The following is a 19,136-nucleotide window of genomic DNA, read 5'->3' as shown; positions in this document are numbered from 1 at the left end:
GGTTCATCCCATTATTCCGTGATGAGGTGCCCGATCCCTGCACGGAAGTAATCGTACCCCGTATATAGGGTTAAAGTGGCCGCCACCCAAAGCGCAGTCAAACCAAGCAAGGACGTGTACGGGAAGATCAGGTCACCTGCAGGCCCCGCGAGAAGTAGGCCAATTGCAACCATCTGGACCGTGGTTTTCCATTTCGCCAGTTGGGTCACCGGCACACTGACCTGCAGCTCTGCAAGAAACTCGCGCAAACCAGACACCAGGATTTCGCGGCACAAGATGATGAGCGCTGCAATGATAGACCAGCCGCCGATCGTTCCATCCGCGGCAAGCATCAAAAGACATACAGAAACCAGCAACTTATCGGCAATCGGGTCAAGCATCCGGCCAAGAGCAGACTGCTGCTGCCAAGCACGCGCCAGATAGCCATCAAAGAAATCGGTGATCGCTGCGAGAACAAAGAGTCCGACCGCAATCCAGCGCGGCGTCGTTCCCTCGAAATAAAAACAAAACGCAACAGCCGGCACGGCCAGGATCCGGCCGTAGGTCAAGATATTCGGCAGACTGAAGGCGACGTTGTTTTTCATATTGGCTTTCTAAATCACCGTCTGTATTCGGCAGAAGACCTGTGGTCCGTGAGTTTGTCACGTTTCAGATTTGCGAGGATGCTGATCCAACGCTGGTCTACAAGGCCATATCTCGTCAAGCGGTCAAATGGAAGGATCAGCTGAAAATGCTGTCGCCCTGCTGGTCGATCATCATCTTGGCTTTCCGGATCATTTCATTCGCGGCTTCTGTTTCTCCCGGCAAGGTGTCCGCCCGGATGAACACATGGCTTTTCAGCTCTTCACCGTGCTGTTTTTCGATCCGTCCGCGGACCTGCCACTGCCCCCCATTTTGCTGAGGCTCAGCGATGATTGTGTAGCTGTCATACTCGACCGACACGCTATTGCCGGGCTTTTGCGGAGCATCTGACCCGCCGAACAATGACTTCAACACCTTGCCAAACATCTGGCCATCCTTCTCAAGAGGTAGATGCCGTTCTTTTAGGCCGGTCACGCGGGACCTTCAAGGCATGGATCGGTAGAGTCCGCTCAGTGAGCTATATCTTATTGCTTGTTTCCAAGATCACGGGCCGACCAGTGACGGCGGCAAAGGGAGATGTATTTATCATTTCCGCCAATGACCACCTGATCCCCTTCCTCGACGATTTTGCCGTCCCCGTCCAATCGGGCAACCATCGTGGCCTTGCGGCCGCACCAGCAGATCGTCTTGATCTCCTTGAGATTGTCGGAGATCGCCAGCAAAGCAGCACTTCCGGGAAACAGTTTGCCCTGAAAATCAGTCCGCAAGCCAAAACACATCACGGGAATACGCAGGCCATCTGCAACGCGTGCGAGTTGCCAAACCTGCTCCTCGGTCAGGAACTGGGCTTCATCGACCAATACCGCGTGGATCTCGCGCTCTTTTCGAACAGCATCCACATGCGCGTAAACGTCATCGGCAGACGAGAAGATATCCGCATCGGCCGCCAGCCCGATCCTGGAAGCTATCCGGCCCTTGCCCGCCCGATCATCCAGGGCCGCGATCAGCAACAGCGTATTCATACCACGTTCTTCGTAGTTGTAGGCAGCCTGCAGCAAGGCCGTGGATTTGCCCGCGTTCATGGAAGAGTAGTTGAAATAAAGTTTGGCCATCGGGCTTTCTTAAGGAATCGGTCGAAACGTCGATGCAGTCTTTCCAATCCGATGGCTGAGCTCAATTGTTTTCTGGCCCGCCGCGCAGGCTATCCCCGCCCTGTTTAAGATGGACTAGTCTTTAGCCTGTTCAGGAAGTTGAAGAGTAACCAGAAGCGGCCGGTGGTCAGACCCGATATGCGGACCCAGGGACACATTGACGATGCCAATATCCTTTGAGACAGCGAACTGATCCACTGGCGAGCCTAGAATCCAGCGCAAGCGGTAATCGAAGAAATACCGGGTCACCTGCGGAACACCATCCGGATAAGCGGTAACCAGATCATTTTCTTCAAGAGACTGGTGAAACCGCGCCGACCAGGGAGAGCTGTTCCAGTCTCCAACAACGATCAACGGATCGGCGCCGGCCTGGCGCAATTCCGCAATATCGGCGTCCATGGCTTCGAAATAAGCCCGCTTGTTTTGCCAGCGGCGGTTTGTCCGGGGACTGTCCGGATGCACCGCAATGAGGTCCACGGCTTGACCGTCAACATTCACTGACATCGAAAGGATTTCCCGATCGCCGTTGTAGTGGACGCTTGCCCCGGGCGGCGTCACGCCCGGTATCAAACGGGAGGACGTTTTCTCAATCGGGAAGCGGGAGAAAACGACCAATTCTCCGAGGTTTCCGGCAGAATACCATTCCGGATAGACACTGGGATTTGGTCCGCCGATGGGCACCCCGCGCTGATGCCACCGCATTTTCTGAATCGGCCAAAGTGTCTCCTGCAGCACAATGATGTCCGGGTCTATGTCCTCAAGGTAGCCGGTCAGAACCGGATCTCCGAGAAACAAGGCTTCCAAGTTTATGGAGACAATCTTGATTTCTCTAAAATCTGCAGAAGAGGCAAACAGCGGGGCTGTATTTTCAACCGTTCTGAGGCCTGTCACCACGGCCAGTATCATTGTGGAAACGGCCGCAATCACGACCAGCAACCGATAAGCCCCACGCAAACTGCGGACAAACCAAAAGCCGGCAATCGCACAGAGCGTACCGCCAATCCCTCCATACAGAAACTGCCAGAGGAAGAAGCTCATGTTGTCGGACAACCAGTAGTCCGGTGCGATGAAGGACGACAAGCCAAGAAACGCGGCGAACACCGCACCCAGACCACAGCACCAAGCCGCCAAAACGAGGAGCGGGCGGCCGATTTTCATCACCCTCTCAAACATCAGTGATCCGGCTTTTTGAGCTGTGTTGGTTCTGCTGGACGCGCAATACGGTTATGCCTTCTTAAGAACGAAGCGTGCCTTTGCCATTTACAGACTTCATCTTCAAACCACCAGCCAGTTCAACCGTGTTGCCGAACCACTGCACCGGGACTTATATGCCAATTGGCGGATAAATTACTCATGAAAGTGGTCGTAGACCAGACGGGCAATGGCTTCGGAGATGCCTGGGACAGCAGCAAGATCATCGACTCCGGCTTTGGAGACCGCTTTTGCGGTCCCGAAATGCGAGAGCAACGCCTTTTTTCGAGTGGGCCCAATACCGGCAATCTCGTCCAACGGGTTCTTGGCGATATCCTTTTTCCGGCGGGCCCTGTGAGAGCCGATCGCGAACCGGTGCGCTTCATCCCGCAGGCGTTGAACGAAATAAAGGACCGGATCCCGCTCTGGCAGCATGAACGACGGTTTGCCGGTGATGAAGAACTTCTCCCGACCGGCGTCCCGGTCCGGCCCCTTTGCGATCCCGACCAGCGGCACATCGGTCAGGCCAAGCTCTTCCAGTGTCTCCCGCGCAGCCGTGAGCTGTCCCTGCCCGCCGTCGATCAAAACCAGATTCGGCCAAGCTGGTACATCCGTGTCGACCGGGCCATCGGTCTCTGCTGCTTCCGGCGCATCTTCAGGGTTGGACGTTTCCCCTCCCTCTGGCCGGGCATGCTCTTTTATGAGACGTGAGAACCGGCGCGTCAGGACTTCCCGCATCATGCCGTAGTCATCGCCAGGAACCAGATCTTCTGACTTGATGTTGAACTTCCGGTAGTGCGCCTTTGCAAATCCTTCTGGGCCCGCAACGATCATGCCGCCGACAGCATTGGTGCCCATGATGTGCGAGTTGTCGTACACTTCGATACGGCGCGGAGGGGTCGCCAGGTCGAAAGCTTCCGCAACGCCTTTAAGCAACCTTGCCTGGCTTGAGGTTTCCGCAAGCCGCCGCCCCAATGCTTCGCGCGCATTTGTCATGGCGTGCAGGACAAGTTCTTTTTTCTCGCCGCGCTTGGGGACCGACACATCAACCTTCCGGCTCATCCGTTCGCTCAAGGCTTCTCCCAAAAGCTCTTGCTCACCGAGCGGATGAGACAACAGGATCTGTTTGGGCGCTGGCTTGTCGTCATAGAACTGGGCCAGGAAGCTTTCCAGAATGTCAGCCTCGTCCCAGGACTTGTCAGCCTTCGGGAAGTAGGCGCGGTTGCCCCAGTTTTGTCCCGTTCGGAAAAAGAATACCTGGACACAGGATTGCCCGCCCTCCTGGTGAATGGCGAAGACGTCTGCTTCATCCACCGTTTGGGGGTTGATGCCCTGATGCGCCTGAACGTGAGACAGCGCTGCCAAACGGTCCCGATAGATCGCCGCCCGCTCGAATTCCAGGTCCGCGGAAGCGGTTTCCATCTGGGCAGCCAACTGTTCTTTGATCAGTTGGCTGCGTCCGGACAAAAACGCCTTCGCTTCTGAGACGAGGCCCGCATAGTCCTCCGGCGCGATTTCCCCGGTACACGGTCCGGCGCACCGCTTGATCTGATATTGAAGACAGGGCCGTGTTCGGTTTTCGTAATAGCTGTCCGAACAGGTCCGGATCAAAAAAGCCTTTTGCAGGGCATTGATCGTCCGGTCGACGGCCCCGGCAGACGCGAATGGGCCGAAATAGTCGCCCTTGCGCTTGCGAGCCCCCCTGTGTTTGACGATGGCTGCAGATTCATGATCACCAGTGACCAGAATATAGGGAAATGACTTATCATCCCGCAAAAGCACGTTGAAGCGCGGCCTGAACCGTTTGATCAGGTTGGCTTCAAGCAGCAGGGCTTCCGGTTCGGTGTTGGTGACGACAAATTCCATCGCGGCCGTCGCAAGGATCATGCGCATGATCCGGTTCGATTGCCCCTGCAGGCGGGTGTAGCTGGTCACCCGTTTCTTCAGGCTTCGCGCCTTGCCGACGTAGAGAACCTCTCCGTTTTCATCGAGCATGCGGTAAACACCAGGCCCGTTGGGCAGACGCTTGACCTCGCGGGCGATAACTTCAACCCCCTTCAGAACCGGCGAATCCTCAGCGCCTTTCGAGTTTTTTGTTGAAGTATCGGTTTCGGACACGTCGCCCATGCTGGTCCTTTTTTGAGGATCGGAGAGTATTGGTCTGAAGTCGTCTGAAAGGCGTGGTTCGCCTCACTCAGCCGGCATAGCCCAGCATGTAAACGCTGGCGATGTAAAGGCCATAGGCCGCTGTCATGACAAACCCTGAAATCCGGCCAAGACAGACCTTGAACCCGGCGAGCGCGGTCAACAACACCGCACAGGCGAGCATCACCCAGATGTCGAGCTTCAGCACCTCTTGCGGCACATCGATTGGAACAACGACGGCCGTGATGCCGATTATTGCAAGAAGGTTGAAGATATTCGATCCGATGACGTTGCCGATCGCTACGGCGCCATGCTGCCGGATTGCGGCCATAACGGTTGTTGCAAGTTCCGGAAGGGAGGTTCCAAGCGCGATCACCGTCAAACCAATCACTGCATCGCTCACACCCCAGGCCGTTGCGATGGTCGTTGCACCACTGATGGTGAAATGCGCACCAAGCGGAAGACCGACGAGACCCAGGCCGATGTAGATGAGCGCGACCCAAATGGAATCGGGAACGTCATCGACGTCGTCCAGTTCATCATCGTTATCCATGACCTCCGCGGTGACATCCGCACCAGCTGCAGCGGCTTTTAGATCTTTCCGATGGCGCCGCGCGGCAATTGTAGAACCACCAAGAAACACGGCCAGCAACGCCAAAAGAAGAATGCCCGACCACAGACCGATCGGCGAGAAGAAACAAAGCGCAATGAAAACAAGAGTGACGCCAACCATGAAGAGCGCGGTCCGGGTGGCGCCCTGTTCGCCGCAAGGTGTCGCAGCGATCAACGCGGGCATACCGAGCACCAGCAACACATTCGCAATGTTGGATCCGACCACATTGCCGATTGCAATCCCGCTGGCATTATCCAGCGCTGCCTTGAGGGAGATAACAAGTTCAGGCGCTGACGTGCCAAAAGCAACGATTGTCAAACCGATGACAAGATTGGGAATACCAAGCCTCTGAGCGACCCCGACAGAGCCTCTGACCAAGACATCGCCGGCAATGATGAGTGCAACCAATCCACCTGCCAGGCTTAAATAGTCAAACAGCATTCTGAGTTCCGGTTCGGGTCTGAGGGTTGAAATACGGCAGCTTTGGGATCGCCGTTCTTTCGACTGGGCGCGTTATACGCAATAGATTGGTGCGGGGAAAGCGGGGAACAAGGATCTTTCTTGTCCAGTCACTGCAAATCGCAACGGTCTTAATCTCTGGTTCACACTGACAGAAATTTGCCGCCATTAGTCATCAAAACTCCATAATCTCTGACCCGATCCGCCACAAACGATCTCCATATCTTCAATCCGGGGGAAGGTGTGGACGCGACTTCGAGCGCGTCTTGAATTGAATGAGTTAGTGTGGATCTGGAGTATTTTCAATGAACCGTCTTGCACTTGCAGGTTTTGCCCTCACCGCCAGCGCTGCAGGAGCGCTCGCTGCCGACCTGCCGCAGTCACCTGCACCGGCACCAGCATATGATGCTGTTCCCGCAGGTCAGCAAAGCATCGACTGGACCGGCTTTTACATTGGTACGCAGCTTGGCTGGGCCTTTGGCAACTTCGACAACAGCACCGGCGGCGCAAGCCGTGGCTTCAACGACAACGGTGTCGCTGGCGGAGCTTATGCCGGATACAATTTTCAGGTCACTCCGAATGTTGTCGTCGGTCTGGAATCCGATTTCAGCCTAACTGATCTTGAAAAGAGCGGTACCGTCAACGGTCTCTCCCTCAAGTCCAGTTCTGACTGGAACGCAAACTTCCGCGGCCGTCTCGGCTACGCGTTTGACCGCTACATGATCTATGGTGCGGGTGGTTTGGCCATCGCCGACCTGGAAGCAACAGCCAATGGTGTCTCCGACAGCAAAACCGCTCTCGGCTGGACATTGGGCGCTGGTGCTGAAGCCGCGATTACGTCCAATGTCGTTGCCCGCTTCGACTACAGCTACCAGGATTTCGGCGATCAGGACTTTAACCTCGGTGGAACCGGTGTCAGCACCGAGTTCAATGACCACCAGGTTCGGGCCGGTATTGCCTACAAGTTCTAAACCTGGAATTCTGGCAAACTTAAAAAGAAAACCCGGCGCAGGCGCGCCGGCTTTTCTTTGTTGCACGTTCAGCGGCTGAACTCGCCGAACTATATCTTTTCGGAAGCAATCAGCCAGTCGCTGCTGTTTTCATCTCGCCAACTTGCGGGCGGACGGCCGCATCATAGTCTTCCATCAACGTCTTGATAATGTCACCAACGACATAGCTGTTTCCGGCGATTTCAGACACCGGCGTCACTTCGGCAGCTGTCCCGGTGACGAAACACTGCTCAAAGCTTGAAAGCTCTTCCGGCATGATGACCCGTTCAACCACCTCAATGCCACGGTCTCTGGCGAGACCGATCACCGTCTGGCGGGTAATCCCGTTCAGGAAGCAGTCTGGCGTCGGCGTGTGGATCTTGCCGTCTTTTACGAAAAACACGTTCGCACCAGTCGCCTCGGCAACCTGACCGCGCCAGTCGAGCATGAGAGCATCTGTATAGCCCTTCGCTTCGGCGGCATGTTTGGAAATCGTGCAGATCATGTACAGACCGGCAGCCTTGGCCTTGAACGGAGCCGTTCTCGGATCCGGACGGCGATAGTCCGCCATATCAAGCCGAATACCCTTCAAACGCTCTTCCGGCGCAAAGTAGCTCGGCCATTCCCAAGCAGCGATCGCAAGGTGAATGGTGTTCTTCTGGGCGGAAATGCCCATCATCTCACTGCCGCGCCAAGCGACCGGGCGAATATAGGCGTCCGTCAAGTTCATGCGCGCAAGGGTTTCTTCCTTGGCAGCATTGATCTGCTCCGACGTCCAGGGAATTTCAAACCCGAGCTCGCGAGCAGATGCCAGCAGACGCTCGGTATGCTCTTCGGATTTGAAGATACGTCCGCCATAGGCGCGTTCACCTTCAAACACGCTGCTTCCGTAATGCAACCCGTGGCTCAACACATGCAGCTTGGCATCGGACCAGGGCACAAAAGTCCCGTCATACCAGATATCACCTGTCAGCTGATCAAAGGGCTGTGCAGCCATGTCTTAAACTCCCGCCCGCTCTCCTGAGCGTGTTTTCATTTTTCAGTCGCGTTTTCAATCGGCTCAGGCGTACAACGGCCCATTGAATGGCTGTATCTTTTGCACAGCACGCCAACTATCGGTATCTTGAGAAGCGCGCCGTTCCTGATTGGATTCGTTTGTCGTTAAATGCTGAAAAAAGCAACAAAACGACCAATCATTTCGCACACCGTGGTCAACAAGTAACAATCGGTCCTAAATAAGTCAATATGACTGACATAAATTTCAAAGCGTCCCTGCCCGCCGAATCCAAGCCTGTGAGCCAGTCCGAACCGGCAGGAGACAATGACGGAGCCGCAAACGCAGTTCCCTACGATCTGATCGAACTTTTGTTTTTTGCCTATCGCGATTTTACCGGCGATCCGGATGATGTTCTGGCGGAATATGATTTCGGCCGTGCCCATCACCGCGTTCTACATTTTGTGGAACGCAATCCTGGGATCATGGTGACTGACCTGCTTGGCATTTTGAGGATCACCAAACAAAGCCTCGGGCGGGTGCTGAAACAGTTGGTCGACGCGGATATCATCGAGCAGCGTGAAGGCCCGCATGATCGCCGCCAGCGCCTCTTGTATACAACAGAACGTGGACAGGTGCTTGCGGATGATCTTGCCCGCCTGCAGCAAAAGCGCCTTGAACGCGCCCTAATTGGACTGCCAGATGGCGCCGACGTGATAGTCCGGCAATTCTTGTTGCAAGTTATTGATCCTGAAGCCAGGAACGACATTGTCGGGCTGATCCGCAGTTCATACGAATTGAAAGACTGATCTGGCGTCCGCCGGGTTCATCGTTGGGAAGGACAAAAGCGCCGATGACTGTGACGGCTCCTGATGACAATGCGCCTCATCTCCTACTGGTGGATGACGACAGCCGGATCCGGGACCTGCTTGGACGGCTGTTGAAAGACAACGGATATCGCGTGTCTGCCGCGGCCAATGCGGCCGAAGCACGGGTTTGCCTGTCCGGGTTGGAGTTTGATCTGATCATTCTCGACGTCATGATGCCGGGTGAAACCGGAACGGAACTGGCAACGTCACTCCGGGAAACGTCACAGGTTCCAATACTGATGCTGACAGCAAGAACGGATGCTCCCGACAGGATTGCCGGCCTGGAAGCCGGTGTCGACGATTACCTCGGCAAGCCGTTTGAACCGAAAGAATTGTTGCTGCGCATCGGTGCCATTCTGCGCCGCGGCCAATACCAGCCGCCGACGACGGTGACCGAAATCCGGTTCGGGCCGTTTTGCTACAACACGTCCCGGGGTGAACTCAAAAACGGCGACAGCTCGATCCGTCTCACCGACCGCGAGAAACAGATCCTGTCGATTTTCGCAGAACAACCCGGCGCCACCGTTCCGCGGCACAAGATTGTCGGCGACGACAGTGGCCTCGGTGAACGGACGGTCGACGTCCAGATCAACAGGTTACGCCGGAAAATCGAAGACGATCCGGGCAACCCCGTCTACCTGCAAACCGTTCGGGGCATCGGCTACCGGCTTGCGTGTGACTAGGGCCTGTTGAATGGCGAGTATTGAAAGCTTTCTTCAGCGGTATGCAGCTTTTCTTCCCGTCAAGGCTGCTCATCGCGGCTATCGCCGCGTCTCCCGGTTTCTCTACCGGGTCATGCCGAAAGGCCTTTACACCCGAACCTTTCTGATCATCGTGATCCCGGTTGTCATACTGCAATCGGTGATCGCCTTCGTCTTCATGGAGCGGCACTATCAACTTGTGTCGCGGCGCATGTCTGAAGCTGTCGTTCGTGAGATCGCAGCAGTTGTCTATGTTCTTGAGAACTACCCGCAAGATCCGGAGCATACAAAGATCGAAGAGCTGGGCGCGCGGGCGCTCGGCATGTCCATGTCGATCCTGCCGCTGGAGCCGTTACCTCCCCCCGCTCCGAAGCCGTTTTTCGATGTCATTGATCAGGAGCTCAGCAAGGCGATCAGCCAACGGATCGGCCGGCCATTTTGGATCGATACCGTCGGCCGGTCGCGGTTTGTTGAAATTCGAATTCAGCTGCAAAATGAAGTCTTGCGAGTCTTTACGCGCCGGAGCCAGACCTTTGCCTCAAACTCACACATTTTCCTTGTGTGGATGTTTTCGACAGCCCTTGTTCTGATCATCATCGCGCTCTTGTTTTTGCGCAATCAAATGCGCCCGATCATCCGTCTTGCAAACGCGGCTGAGGCATTCGGCAAGGGCCGCCCGGTCGGTGATTACAAGGCAAGTGGAGCTTTGGAAGTCCGGCGCGCAGGTGTCGCCTTTGCGGACATGCGCCGGCGGATCGAACGGCAGATCGACCAGCGCACAACAATGCTAGCCGGTGTCAGCCACGATCTTCGTACTATCCTGACCCGCATGCGGCTACAGCTTGCGTTTCTTGGCGACACGCCGGAAAGCGAAGCCATGCGCAAGGACGTGGATGAAATGAGCAATATGCTGGAGGACTATCTGGCATTTGCCAAAGGCGATGGCGATGAAGAGCCGCAAGAGACCGATGTGGCGCTTTTGTTCGAAGAGCTTGAGGAAGAGAGCGAGATTTCCGGCAATAACGTCAAAGCCAGTTTTGACGGCCCCTCGGAAGTTCTGCTTCGCCGGAACTCGATGAAACGGTGCCTCTCAAACCTGGTGACCAACGGCTGTAAGTATGGGCAGCGCGTCGAGCTCAATGGAACGATTGAGAATGACTGGTTGATCATCACCGTCGATGATGACGGCCCGGGCATTCCCGAGGATCAGCGCGATATGGCGTTTCGTGCTTTTCACCGCCTTGATTTAGCCCGCAATCAGGACAAGACCGGGAGTGGCCTCGGCCTTGCAATTGCCCGCGATATCACGCGCTCACACGGCGGCGATCTCTACCTTGAAGACAGCCCGCTTGGCGGGCTGCGCGCCCGCCTCAGGATCCCGGCTTAAGTGACAATCGGATACATTGGGCTTGTAGACCTAATAGAGCCGCCCGCCGATTGGCACGTCCTTGTCGGGGGTCATCAGGACGACCTCCCCATCGGCGTCTGGGACACCGAGTGTGAGGACCTCAGACTTGACAGGTCCAATCTGGCGCGGTGGGAAGTTGACCACCGCCATGACCAAACGGCCAACAAGCGTTTCCGGCGTGTAGTGTTTCGTGATCTGGGCAGAGGTTTTCTTGGTTCCGATCTCTGGCCCGAAATCGATCCGGAGTTTGTAGGCAGGTTTCCGCGCTTCGGGAAACTCCTCGGCCTCAACAACACGGCCCACTCGGACGTCAACTTTCAAAAAATCATCAAAACTGATTTGGTCACTCACGGTTCGCTCCATTTTTGAGCGACCATGATCGCTAAATCAACGCGAGTAAACCCCGGAAATTAGGCGCCCTGCTCGGAGGACATCGGCGTTTCGATGTCGACCGCAAAGTCATCATCATCCCGGGCTCTACGGCGGTTTCGGCCGCGCCTGGATGCAGACTTGATGAATTTGCGCAATCCCTTCGCCATCCCTTCCAAACGGTTCAGGCGCTTCATGAAGGACACGCCATTGTCGAGTTCCTTATCCAGACGGGCCATGGTGCGCGGCATGCCCTCATCCGGTTCGTCCAGCCAGGTGTCAACGACTTTGGAAAATGCCATCACGAGCCCTTGGGCAACCACTGTGCCTTTTGCACCTGACAGCTCAATCCCGGCGGCCACCAACATCCATTTCTGGGAGCGTATCGCAATGCGATTGAATTCAAGTGCCAGGCCCGGGTCATCATCGGCTGCAGTTTTGAGAGCTCGAACAGCGTCCTTGTATTCAGCGAGAGCATCGATGCGGGTCATCAGGATATCAAACAGACGGTCCCGCGCAGGCTGATCATCCATACCCGCGTCGCGCTCGTCCAAAACCGCAGCGTCAATGCTCTCTGCAAATGATTCGACCAGAGCAAGTTTGGAGGGATACGTCCGCCGCAGATCCGACAATTTGACTTTGGCGGTCTCGGCAATCAGCTGAAGCGAGACATCCTCGTAGGGATGCTTTTCTAGCAACTCCAGAAAAACGCTTAGGATCTTCTGCTTTGTCTTGGCGGTTGCCATGCTCTGGTCTCCTGTTTCCTATCCGGAAGATAGGAGACCAGCGATGCGGCGAAAAGAGGTATCTCGCCGCACCCGTTGCGGTTCTAGCCCGCCAATTCTTTTGCCCGTTTCACAGCCGCCGCGACCGCCTCGGTCATGATGGGCTGGATTCCCCTGTCAGACATCAGAACATCCAAAGCGGCCGCGGTCGTTCCGTTCGGGCTGGTGACGTTCTGACGTAAAATTGCCGGGTCCTCTCCGGACTGATGCATCAATTCACCAGCTCCGCAAACTGTGGCTATGGCCAATTGCTCCGCGAGCTCCTCGGTCAACCCCACAGCTTTGCCGGCTTCTTTCAACGTTTCGGTCATGTAAAAAACATAGGCGGGTCCCGAACCGCTGACGCCGGTTACAAGGTCAATCTGGTCCTCACTGTCCAGCCAAACGACCTTGCCGACGGCGGAAAGCAACTGGGAGATCGTGTTCTTTTGCTCGTCCGTAACTTTTTCGGTCGGGTAAACTGCGGTAATGCCACGTTTCACCATGGCAGGCGTGTTCGGCATGCACCGTGCCGTCGGGACGTCTCCGAAAAACTCCTGAAACTTGCTTACCGGCGTTCCGGCGGCGACAGAGAGGATAAGAGTACTGGCGTCGCTGGCCGGCACCAAACCCGGAAGAACATCATCCATCATCTGCGGCTTAACGGCCACCAGTATGATACCCGCAGTCACATCATCCGGCATCTGCGCAGCATGACCAATGCCGTGTTTTTTCAAAAGCGCACCGATTTCCGGCGATAAATAGGGATCAACAACAAGAATGGATGCCGGATCAATTCCCTCCGCCATCCATCCAGACAACATCGCCCCACCCATCTTGCCGGCTCCGACAAGTACAAAGGGGCGCTCCTTGGAAAACGTCATGCTTCTCCTGCAGTTTCAAAAAGGGCTGTACTCAGTGCCTCAGAGGCGGAGTGGCCAGCCCAGACCACAAACTGGAAGGCTTGATAGAACCGCTCGCAGTTCTCAAGCGCATTGGCCAGCATGGCCTCGATTTGCGCCGATGTCGGCTCCGCCCCACCTGCGAGCAGCAGGGATTGGCGGAACATGACCACGCCTTCCTTGCTCCAGAGATCGAAATGGCCGGCCCACAGCTGCTCATTGACCAGCGCCAACAGCCGGACAACCTCGGTCTTTCGAAGCTCGGTCACCTTCAGGTCGAAGGCACACGCCAGATGCAGCGCCTCAACGTCCTCCATCCAGGAAAAGGAGACGTGGTAATCACACCAATTTCCGGCAATGGAAATCGTGATCTCATCATCATCTGAGCGCTCAAACGTCCAGTCGTTCAAGGCCGCAACAGTTTCGATGGTATCCACGGGATTCTCAGGTCGCTCGAAGTCGATCTCGATGAGGCTCATATGCCTTCTCCCCTTCCAGCCGGGGCCGAATACCCGATCAGGATAACCGGGTGGGCCGCCGGGGTAAGTCCCAAGCCGAGGAGCAATGGCGCGTCCTTGTCTGGCCCAATCGTTAGACCGGTTCCGCCTTGCTCCGACGAATCCCTGTTATCTTTGAGTATAGGTGCAGGAAGGACTTGAGGCCTACCTACCAATTTCGAGCAGAAAGCCGAAACTTGTGGACGAGTGAGCAGAAAATTTAGCCTTCCTGCCCAAAAACTCTGCAATTCCGCCGAGTTTGACTGTTACATCACTGACATCATTGATTAACAGAAATCGGCCGAGAACGTTGACAAAGCGACCGCTTAGCTCTTGCCGGAGGCCTTTTCACCGGCTCCTTCGAGTGCAGCGAGTCTTTCTTCCAGTTCATCAAGACGATCAAGAGCGCGGACGGCCATCTCTTTCACCGCTTCATGCTCTTCACGCGACACCAGATCCATGTCGGAAAGAAAGCGTTCCGCCTGGGCGCGAAATGCAGTCTCGACCTCGCGGCGCGCGCCTTGGGCAACACCGGCCGCATCGGTCATCAGCTTTGCGAAATCATCCAGCAGGCGATTTGGGCCTTGGGTCATGCCCTGCTCCTTTCAAGCATTAAATGTCTACCCGACAGGTATGAGGGTTTAAGGTGAACTTCAAGCGCTTAGATCAGGGAATGTCTGGCAAAACGAACCATATTTCAGTTCGCACCTCAAAGACGTGATACAGCGCGGCTTGACGCCTGATGCGAGATCGCGCATGCGTTGCCCACATCGGCATTTACTCCGAAACCGAGGGTCCCAGCTTGCCACCGCTTCTCGCCATTCCGTTTCCAGCGATTGATCCCGTTATCGTCGAAATAGGTCCGTTTGCCCTGCGCTGGTACGCGTTGGCCTATATCGTCGGCATTGTTTTGGCATGGCGGTACATGAGAGCCCTTGTGCTCAACGATACTCTCTGGGGACCACGGAACCGTCCAACCCCGGTCGATCTGGATGACTTCGTACTCTGGGGGACACTGGGTATTATCCTGGGCGGACGTCTTGGATATGTCCTGTTCTACAATCCCGCCTATTATCTCGCGAACCCGGGGGAAATTTTGGCGATCTGGTCGGGGGGCATGTCGTTTCATGGCGGCTTTGCCGGAACGGTTATTGCCATGATGCTGTTTGCCTGGAAACGCGGGCTCTCATTGTGGACCCTATTTGACCTTGCCGGCTGCGCGGCGCCCATCGGCATATTCTTCGGCCGGATGGCGAATTTCATCAACAGTGAGCTTTGGGGACGGCCGACAGATGTCCCGTGGGCTGTTGTCTTTCCAAACGCCGGACCTGAGCCGCGCCACCCAAGCCAGCTTTATGAAGCCGCCCTGGAAGGCGTGATCCTGTTTCTGGTGCTCCGCCTCTTGAGCCATCGCTTCAAATTGCTGCAGCGGCCAGGCTTTCTTGCCGGCGCTTTCGCTTGCGGCTACGGCGTGGGACGATCCATCGTCGAGCTCTACCGGGTCCCCGATGCCCACATCGGATATTTGAGCGGGTTCCTGACGATGGGAATGCTCTTGTCACTCCCGATGATCCTTGCCGGGATCGCGTTGATGGTCTGGTCCGCCAAACGAACTCGTCAGGCAGCTGATCAGTGACCGCACTCAAAGAGAAGCTTCGCCAACAGATCGCGGCAGAAGGTCCTATTTCTGTTGCCACCTACATGGCGCGCTGCCTCGGTGATCCGGAGCATGGGTACTATACCACCCGGGAGGCGTTCGGACGGAAAGGCGACTTCATTACGGCACCAGAAGTCAGCCAGATGTTTGGCGAACTCATCGGCGCAGTCTGCCTCAAAGCTTATGAAACGCAGGGCGCTCCGAGCGACTTCCAGCTGGTGGAGCTTGGCCCGGGCCGCGGCACGCTCATGGCCGACTTTCTCCGTGTGGCATCTAATCGGCCAGAGTTCCTGGAGGCAGCCACACTCAATCTCGTTGAGATGAGTCCGAGGTTGCGGCGGGTTCAATCGCAGACACTTCAGAACACACAGCTTCAGCCCAATTTCCGGAACACGTTTCAGAATGTACCGGACGGCCCCGTAATCGTGATTGCAAACGAGTTTTTTGATGCGCTCCCGATCCACCAGTTCGTCAAAACACCGAATGGTTGGAACGAACGCATGGTCGGACTTGAGACGTCTGGGAAACTGGAGTTTGGCGTGGGCCCTGCACAGCTGCCAGCTGACGCTATTCCCCCTGCCGCAATGAAAGCTCCGGAGGGGAGCATTTTGGAGACGCAGCCTGCGGCCAATGCAGTCGCCGAGGAAATTGCGACGCGTATTGCGGAACATGGCGGCTTTGCGCTGTTCATTGACTACGGCTACGCCCAAACGGCACCAGGCGATACGCTGCAAGCCCTTTACCGGCATTCTTATGATGATGTTTTGGCCCACCCTGGCGAGGCAGATCTCACCGCTCATGTAAATTTCGAAGCACTCGCAACTGCTGCAAGGAGAGAGGGTGCAGTGCCGCTTCCCCTCATCACTCAAGGCACATTTTTGCTTCAGTCAGGACTTCTGGAACGCGCCGGCGCTCTTGGTGCCGGAAAAACACCGGCAGATCAGGATACGATACGGGATGCGGTCGAACGGCTTGCCGCTCCGGACCAGATGGGCGATCTTTTTAAAGTTCTCGCGATTGCACCTGAGGGCCAAGTCTTTGCCCCATTCGAGCCGGCGAGTTAGAAGCGCCAACCAGACCTTGCGGTGACACACGATGGAGACCGAATGAAAATCGAGGCGGACGAGCTCAATTGCGATGGGATCACGCACGGCTTCTTCACGCGCAACGGCGGTGTATCCGGTGGTCTTTACGAGAGCTTGAACATTGGTCTCGGCTCTGATGACGAACGGCCTCTGGTTCTTGAAAACCGGAAGCGGGTTGCCGAGACATTCGGCATCGCGCCGGAGTACCTCGTCTCGCCTTACCAGATCCATTCTCCGGATGTGATCACGGTCGAAGGCCCTTGGGCAGAAGGCGCAGATCGCAAAGCTGATGCGCTGGTAACAAGAACCCCGAACGTGGCTCTCGGGGTAGCGACCGCGGACTGCGGACCGATTCTCTTTGCCGATCCGGAGGCCAAAGTTATTGGTGCAGCCCATTCCGGCTGGAAGGGGGCGATCTCAGGCGTCATGGAAAACACCCTTGAGGCCATGGAAAAGCTCGGCGCGAACAAACACAACATCCGCGCTGTACTCGGACCGACGATTTCACAGAATTCCTATGAGGTTGGACAGGAGTTCTTCGAACGGTTTGCAGATACGTCGCAAGCGAATGAGACATATTTCAAACCGTCATCGCGCGCGGAACACCACATGTTCGATCTACCTGCGTTCATTACAGATTGTCTAAAGAACCTCGGCCTTGCAAAGGTCACTTCAATCGATGTCTGCACCTATGTGGACGAGGACCGCTTTTTTTCTTATCGACGAACAACGCATCGCAAGGAACCGGATTACGGGCGCCAAATCAGTGCCATTATGATCCGTGCTTAACGAAAAATGAGGTTAGCATCGGGCCGCTTTTGCACCAGAACTGTCGGCCTGCTACCCAATTCGCCGCGAATAAAGCCGGATTGGCGGTTAGCTGCACCGGTTCTGCACCAAGCCTCTCGACCTACCGGACAAGTCGGGCTAAACCAGAAACCAAATCGGGGTGGGGTTCGGCAACTGCCGGAATCTGGCCCAAACGCCATGTGAGAGAATTCAGGCCAGCCATCTAAATGCCACATAGAACCGAATTCCCGATTCCCCGGATCCTCAAAGTTATCGGAGGGCTGCTTCTGGTAGGTGGCCTTGCTGCCTGTCAGGGCGCAAATCCCCCGCCAGCTGCGATCAACACAACGCCAGTCGCCCCGAGCTTCATACAACCCATTGATGAACAACAGGGCACGACGTTTGCCTTCGAGCCGTTTACCGGCGCCCCAGGCAACATTGCCGATGAGCTTTCCAATGAAATTGGTCAACAGGCTGCACTGCGCGGCCTTAAGCTTGTGCGGCGAGTCGGTGCTGACGCAACCTACCGGGTGAACGGATATCTCGCAGCGACGGGCCAACCCGGCAAAGGTACGGTTTTTTACGTTTTCGACATCGTTGACCGATCAGGGCGCCGCCTGAAACGGATTTCGGGTGCAGAGGAAACCGGAGGCTCTACTGGCGATCCCTGGACTGGGGCAACGTCCACGGTTCTGACCCGCATCGCAGAACGTTCTGTGGTTGAAATTTCCGCCTGGCTCAACCGATAAGGTCAACTTTAACCGGATAAATCAAAACCGGCGTCATAAAAACTAAAAAAACCGCATCTGACACCCTCAGCGCGGTTGTCGTCTGTCCGGTTGGTTGTTACAACGCCGCCGCCTGCCGAAGGTTTTCCCCCAAGAAGGCTTTGGGCAATCGGCACCTTGAACGACCTAACGCCCCAACCGCGTGTTTGCTTGGCCCCTCTTGGCCCTACAAACCCGGCTCCGCACCAGAAGGACTTGCGGCTTATGAAGATCGTCGCGGGCAATTCCAACCGAGCCCTGGCCGAGGAAATCTCCCAATACTTGGATGTTCCATTGGCCAAATGTCAGGTCAGGCGCTTCGCCGACCAGGAAATCTTCGTCGAAATCCAGGAAAATGTGCGCGGTGAGGACGTCTTTGTCGTCCAGCCGACAAGCTACCCGGCCAATGACCACCTTATGGAGCTGCTCATCATTATCGATGCGCTGCGCCGGTCATCTGCCCGCAGAATCACAGCCGTTATTCCTTACTTCGGATATGCCCGCCAGGACCGCCGCGCCTCCGGCCGGACACCTGTCTCGGCCAAGCTTGTTGCCAATCTGATCACGGAAGCCGGTGCTGACCGCGTGCTGACACTGGATCTGCACGCCGGCCAAATCCAGGGTTTCTTCGATATTCCGACGGACAACCTGTTCGCCGCACCGGTCATGACCCGCGACATCAAGGAACGCTATGCGACCAACAATGTCATGGTCGTCTCACCGGATGTCGGTGGCGTGGTTCGTGCCCGCGCGCTTGCAAAGCGCATCGAGGCTCCGCTGTCCATCGTCGACAAACGCCGCGACAAGCCTGGAGAATCGGAAGTCATGAACATCATTGGTGATGTAAATGGCTACGATTGCATTCTGGTGGATGACATCGTCGACAGTGGCGGCACGCTCTGCAATGCAGCGGATGCACTGCTTGCCAAGGGCGCCAAGTCAGTTACTGCCTATATCACCCACGGCGTTTTGTCCGGCGGTGCTGTTGCACGCGTAACCTCCTCCAAGCTGAAGGAACTGGTGATCACCAACTCCATCGAGCCGACGGCTGCCATCACTGCTGCGCCGAACATTCGCGCGATCTCGATTGCTCCCCTGATGGGCGAAGCAATCAACCGGACAGCCTTGGAAAAATCGGTTTCCAGTCTGTTCAACTGATTGGTCTGATAGACTTTTTGAAAGCGCCGGTTTTGCCGGCGCTTTT

At 56.0% G+C, this 19,136-nt stretch carries 21 protein-coding genes; 9 read left to right on the top strand and 12 right to left on the bottom strand.

Translation table 11 applies throughout. The annotated features are described in order from the left end of the window. Positions 1–11: 11 nt before the first annotated feature. The 6 genes from pgsA to ACQY4Z_RS18555 form a co-directional block, all read right to left on the bottom strand. Positions 12–584, bottom strand: coding sequence for a CDP-diacylglycerol--glycerol-3-phosphate 3-phosphatidyltransferase (gene pgsA / locus ACQY4Z_RS18580; protein WP_133946040.1), 573 nt, complete (start codon positions 582–584; stop codon positions 12–14). Positions 585–720: 136 nt separating this feature from the next. After that, positions 721–1,056, bottom strand: coding sequence for an HlyU family transcriptional regulator (locus tag ACQY4Z_RS18575; RefSeq protein WP_428523749.1), 336 nt, complete (start codon positions 1,054–1,056; stop codon positions 721–723). Between the two features lie 50 nt (positions 1,057–1,106). Continuing rightward, positions 1,107–1,694, bottom strand: a complete 588-nt coding sequence (locus ACQY4Z_RS18570) for a thymidine kinase (protein ID WP_428523747.1) — start codon at positions 1,692–1,694, stop codon at positions 1,107–1,109. A gap of 114 nt (positions 1,695–1,808) precedes the next feature. Continuing rightward, on the bottom strand, positions 1,809–2,891 hold the full coding sequence (locus ACQY4Z_RS18565; RefSeq protein ID WP_428523745.1) for an endonuclease/exonuclease/phosphatase family protein: 1,083 nt from the start codon (positions 2,889–2,891) through the stop codon (positions 1,809–1,811). Positions 2,892–3,080: 189 nt separating this feature from the next. After that, complete coding sequence (gene uvrC, locus ACQY4Z_RS18560) at positions 3,081–5,051, bottom strand: excinuclease ABC subunit UvrC (protein ID WP_428523743.1); 1,971 nt, start codon at positions 5,049–5,051, stop codon at positions 3,081–3,083. A 67-nt stretch (positions 5,052–5,118) separates the two neighbouring features. Then, the gene (locus ACQY4Z_RS18555; protein ID WP_428523741.1) at positions 5,119–6,123 is read right to left on the bottom strand and encodes a calcium/sodium antiporter; all 1,005 of its coding nucleotides are present in this window, start codon (positions 6,121–6,123) and stop codon (positions 5,119–5,121) included. Between the two features lie 323 nt (positions 6,124–6,446). Between ACQY4Z_RS18555 and ACQY4Z_RS18550 the strand changes: the two genes are divergently transcribed. Further along, the gene (locus tag ACQY4Z_RS18550) at positions 6,447–7,112 is read left to right on the top strand and encodes an outer membrane protein (protein WP_209174369.1); all 666 of its coding nucleotides are present in this window, start codon (positions 6,447–6,449) and stop codon (positions 7,110–7,112) included. Between the two features lie 109 nt (positions 7,113–7,221). On the opposite strand, the gene ACQY4Z_RS18545 is transcribed toward ACQY4Z_RS18550, so the two are convergent. Beyond that, positions 7,222–8,127 carry a branched-chain amino acid aminotransferase gene (locus ACQY4Z_RS18545; protein WP_428523739.1) on the bottom strand — a complete coding sequence of 302 codons (906 nt, stop codon included), beginning with the start codon at positions 8,125–8,127 and terminating at the stop codon, positions 7,222–7,224. A gap of 248 nt (positions 8,128–8,375) precedes the next feature. Here ACQY4Z_RS18545 and ACQY4Z_RS18540 point away from each other — a divergent pair, with 248 nt between their 5' ends. Genes ACQY4Z_RS18540 through ACQY4Z_RS18530 form a run of 3 tightly spaced genes read left to right on the top strand, consistent with a single transcriptional unit; the run spans position 8,376 to position 11,081 of the window. Continuing rightward, positions 8,376–8,933, top strand: coding sequence for a MarR family winged helix-turn-helix transcriptional regulator (locus tag ACQY4Z_RS18540; protein ID WP_208326649.1), 558 nt, complete (start codon positions 8,376–8,378; stop codon positions 8,931–8,933). 44 nt (positions 8,934–8,977) lie between these two features. Then, positions 8,978–9,676 carry a response regulator gene (locus ACQY4Z_RS18535; protein WP_133946027.1) on the top strand — a complete coding sequence of 233 codons (699 nt, stop codon included), beginning with the start codon at positions 8,978–8,980 and terminating at the stop codon, positions 9,674–9,676. 10 nt (positions 9,677–9,686) lie between these two features. Then, on the top strand, positions 9,687–11,081 hold the full coding sequence (locus ACQY4Z_RS18530; protein ID WP_428523736.1) for an ATP-binding protein: 1,395 nt from the start codon (positions 9,687–9,689) through the stop codon (positions 11,079–11,081). Between the two features lie 30 nt (positions 11,082–11,111). Here the strand turns inward: ACQY4Z_RS18530 and ACQY4Z_RS18525 are convergent, their stop codons facing one another. The 5 genes from ACQY4Z_RS18525 to ACQY4Z_RS18505 all read right to left on the bottom strand — a co-directional run bounded on the left by ACQY4Z_RS18525 (position 11,112) and on the right by ACQY4Z_RS18505 (position 14,227). Further along, entirely contained in the window at positions 11,112–11,465 is a 354-nt protein-coding gene (locus tag ACQY4Z_RS18525; protein WP_428523734.1) for a tRNA-binding protein, read from the bottom strand. Positions 11,466–11,512: 47 nt separating this feature from the next. Next, positions 11,513–12,217 carry a TetR/AcrR family transcriptional regulator gene (locus ACQY4Z_RS18520; RefSeq protein ID WP_428523732.1) on the bottom strand — a complete coding sequence of 235 codons (705 nt, stop codon included), beginning with the start codon at positions 12,215–12,217 and terminating at the stop codon, positions 11,513–11,515. A gap of 83 nt (positions 12,218–12,300) precedes the next feature. Further along, complete coding sequence (gene proC, locus ACQY4Z_RS18515) at positions 12,301–13,119, bottom strand: pyrroline-5-carboxylate reductase (RefSeq protein WP_428523730.1); 819 nt, start codon at positions 13,117–13,119, stop codon at positions 12,301–12,303. Continuing rightward, on the bottom strand, positions 13,116–13,616 hold the full coding sequence (locus ACQY4Z_RS18510) for a YbjN domain-containing protein (protein ID WP_008190119.1): 501 nt from the start codon (positions 13,614–13,616) through the stop codon (positions 13,116–13,118). Before ACQY4Z_RS18510 ends, proC begins: the two co-directional genes overlap by 4 nt. A gap of 344 nt (positions 13,617–13,960) precedes the next feature. Then, the gene (locus tag ACQY4Z_RS18505; RefSeq protein ID WP_209180903.1) at positions 13,961–14,227 is read right to left on the bottom strand and encodes an accessory factor UbiK family protein; all 267 of its coding nucleotides are present in this window, start codon (positions 14,225–14,227) and stop codon (positions 13,961–13,963) included. 149 nt (positions 14,228–14,376) lie between these two features. On the opposite strand from ACQY4Z_RS18505, the gene lgt reads away from it, so the two are divergent. From lgt to ACQY4Z_RS18480, 5 genes are all read left to right on the top strand, one after another. Next, positions 14,377–15,270 carry a prolipoprotein diacylglyceryl transferase gene (gene lgt / locus ACQY4Z_RS18500; RefSeq protein WP_428523727.1) on the top strand — a complete coding sequence of 298 codons (894 nt, stop codon included), beginning with the start codon at positions 14,377–14,379 and terminating at the stop codon, positions 15,268–15,270. Then, positions 15,267–16,355: a class I SAM-dependent methyltransferase gene (locus ACQY4Z_RS18495; protein WP_428523725.1), complete on the top strand. Its 1,089-nt coding sequence runs from the start codon at positions 15,267–15,269 to the stop codon at positions 16,353–16,355. Before lgt ends, ACQY4Z_RS18495 begins: the two co-directional genes overlap by 4 nt. 42 nt (positions 16,356–16,397) lie before the next feature. Then, positions 16,398–17,165 carry a peptidoglycan editing factor PgeF gene (gene pgeF, locus ACQY4Z_RS18490; protein ID WP_428523723.1) on the top strand — a complete coding sequence of 256 codons (768 nt, stop codon included), beginning with the start codon at positions 16,398–16,400 and terminating at the stop codon, positions 17,163–17,165. A 227-nt stretch (positions 17,166–17,392) separates the two neighbouring features. After that, complete coding sequence (locus tag ACQY4Z_RS18485) at positions 17,393–17,914, top strand: hypothetical protein (RefSeq protein WP_428523721.1); 522 nt, start codon at positions 17,393–17,395, stop codon at positions 17,912–17,914. A 243-nt stretch (positions 17,915–18,157) separates the two neighbouring features. Further along, positions 18,158–19,090, top strand: a complete 933-nt coding sequence (locus ACQY4Z_RS18480; protein WP_428523719.1) for a ribose-phosphate pyrophosphokinase — start codon at positions 18,158–18,160, stop codon at positions 19,088–19,090. Positions 19,091–19,136 lie beyond the last annotated feature (46 nt).

The organism is Roseibium sp., from assembly GCF_965276855.1.
GTDB lineage: Bacteria > Pseudomonadota > Alphaproteobacteria > Rhizobiales > Stappiaceae > Roseibium.
Note: the sequence above shows the minus strand (reverse complement) of the source record. Positions and strands in the feature narration are given on the sequence as shown.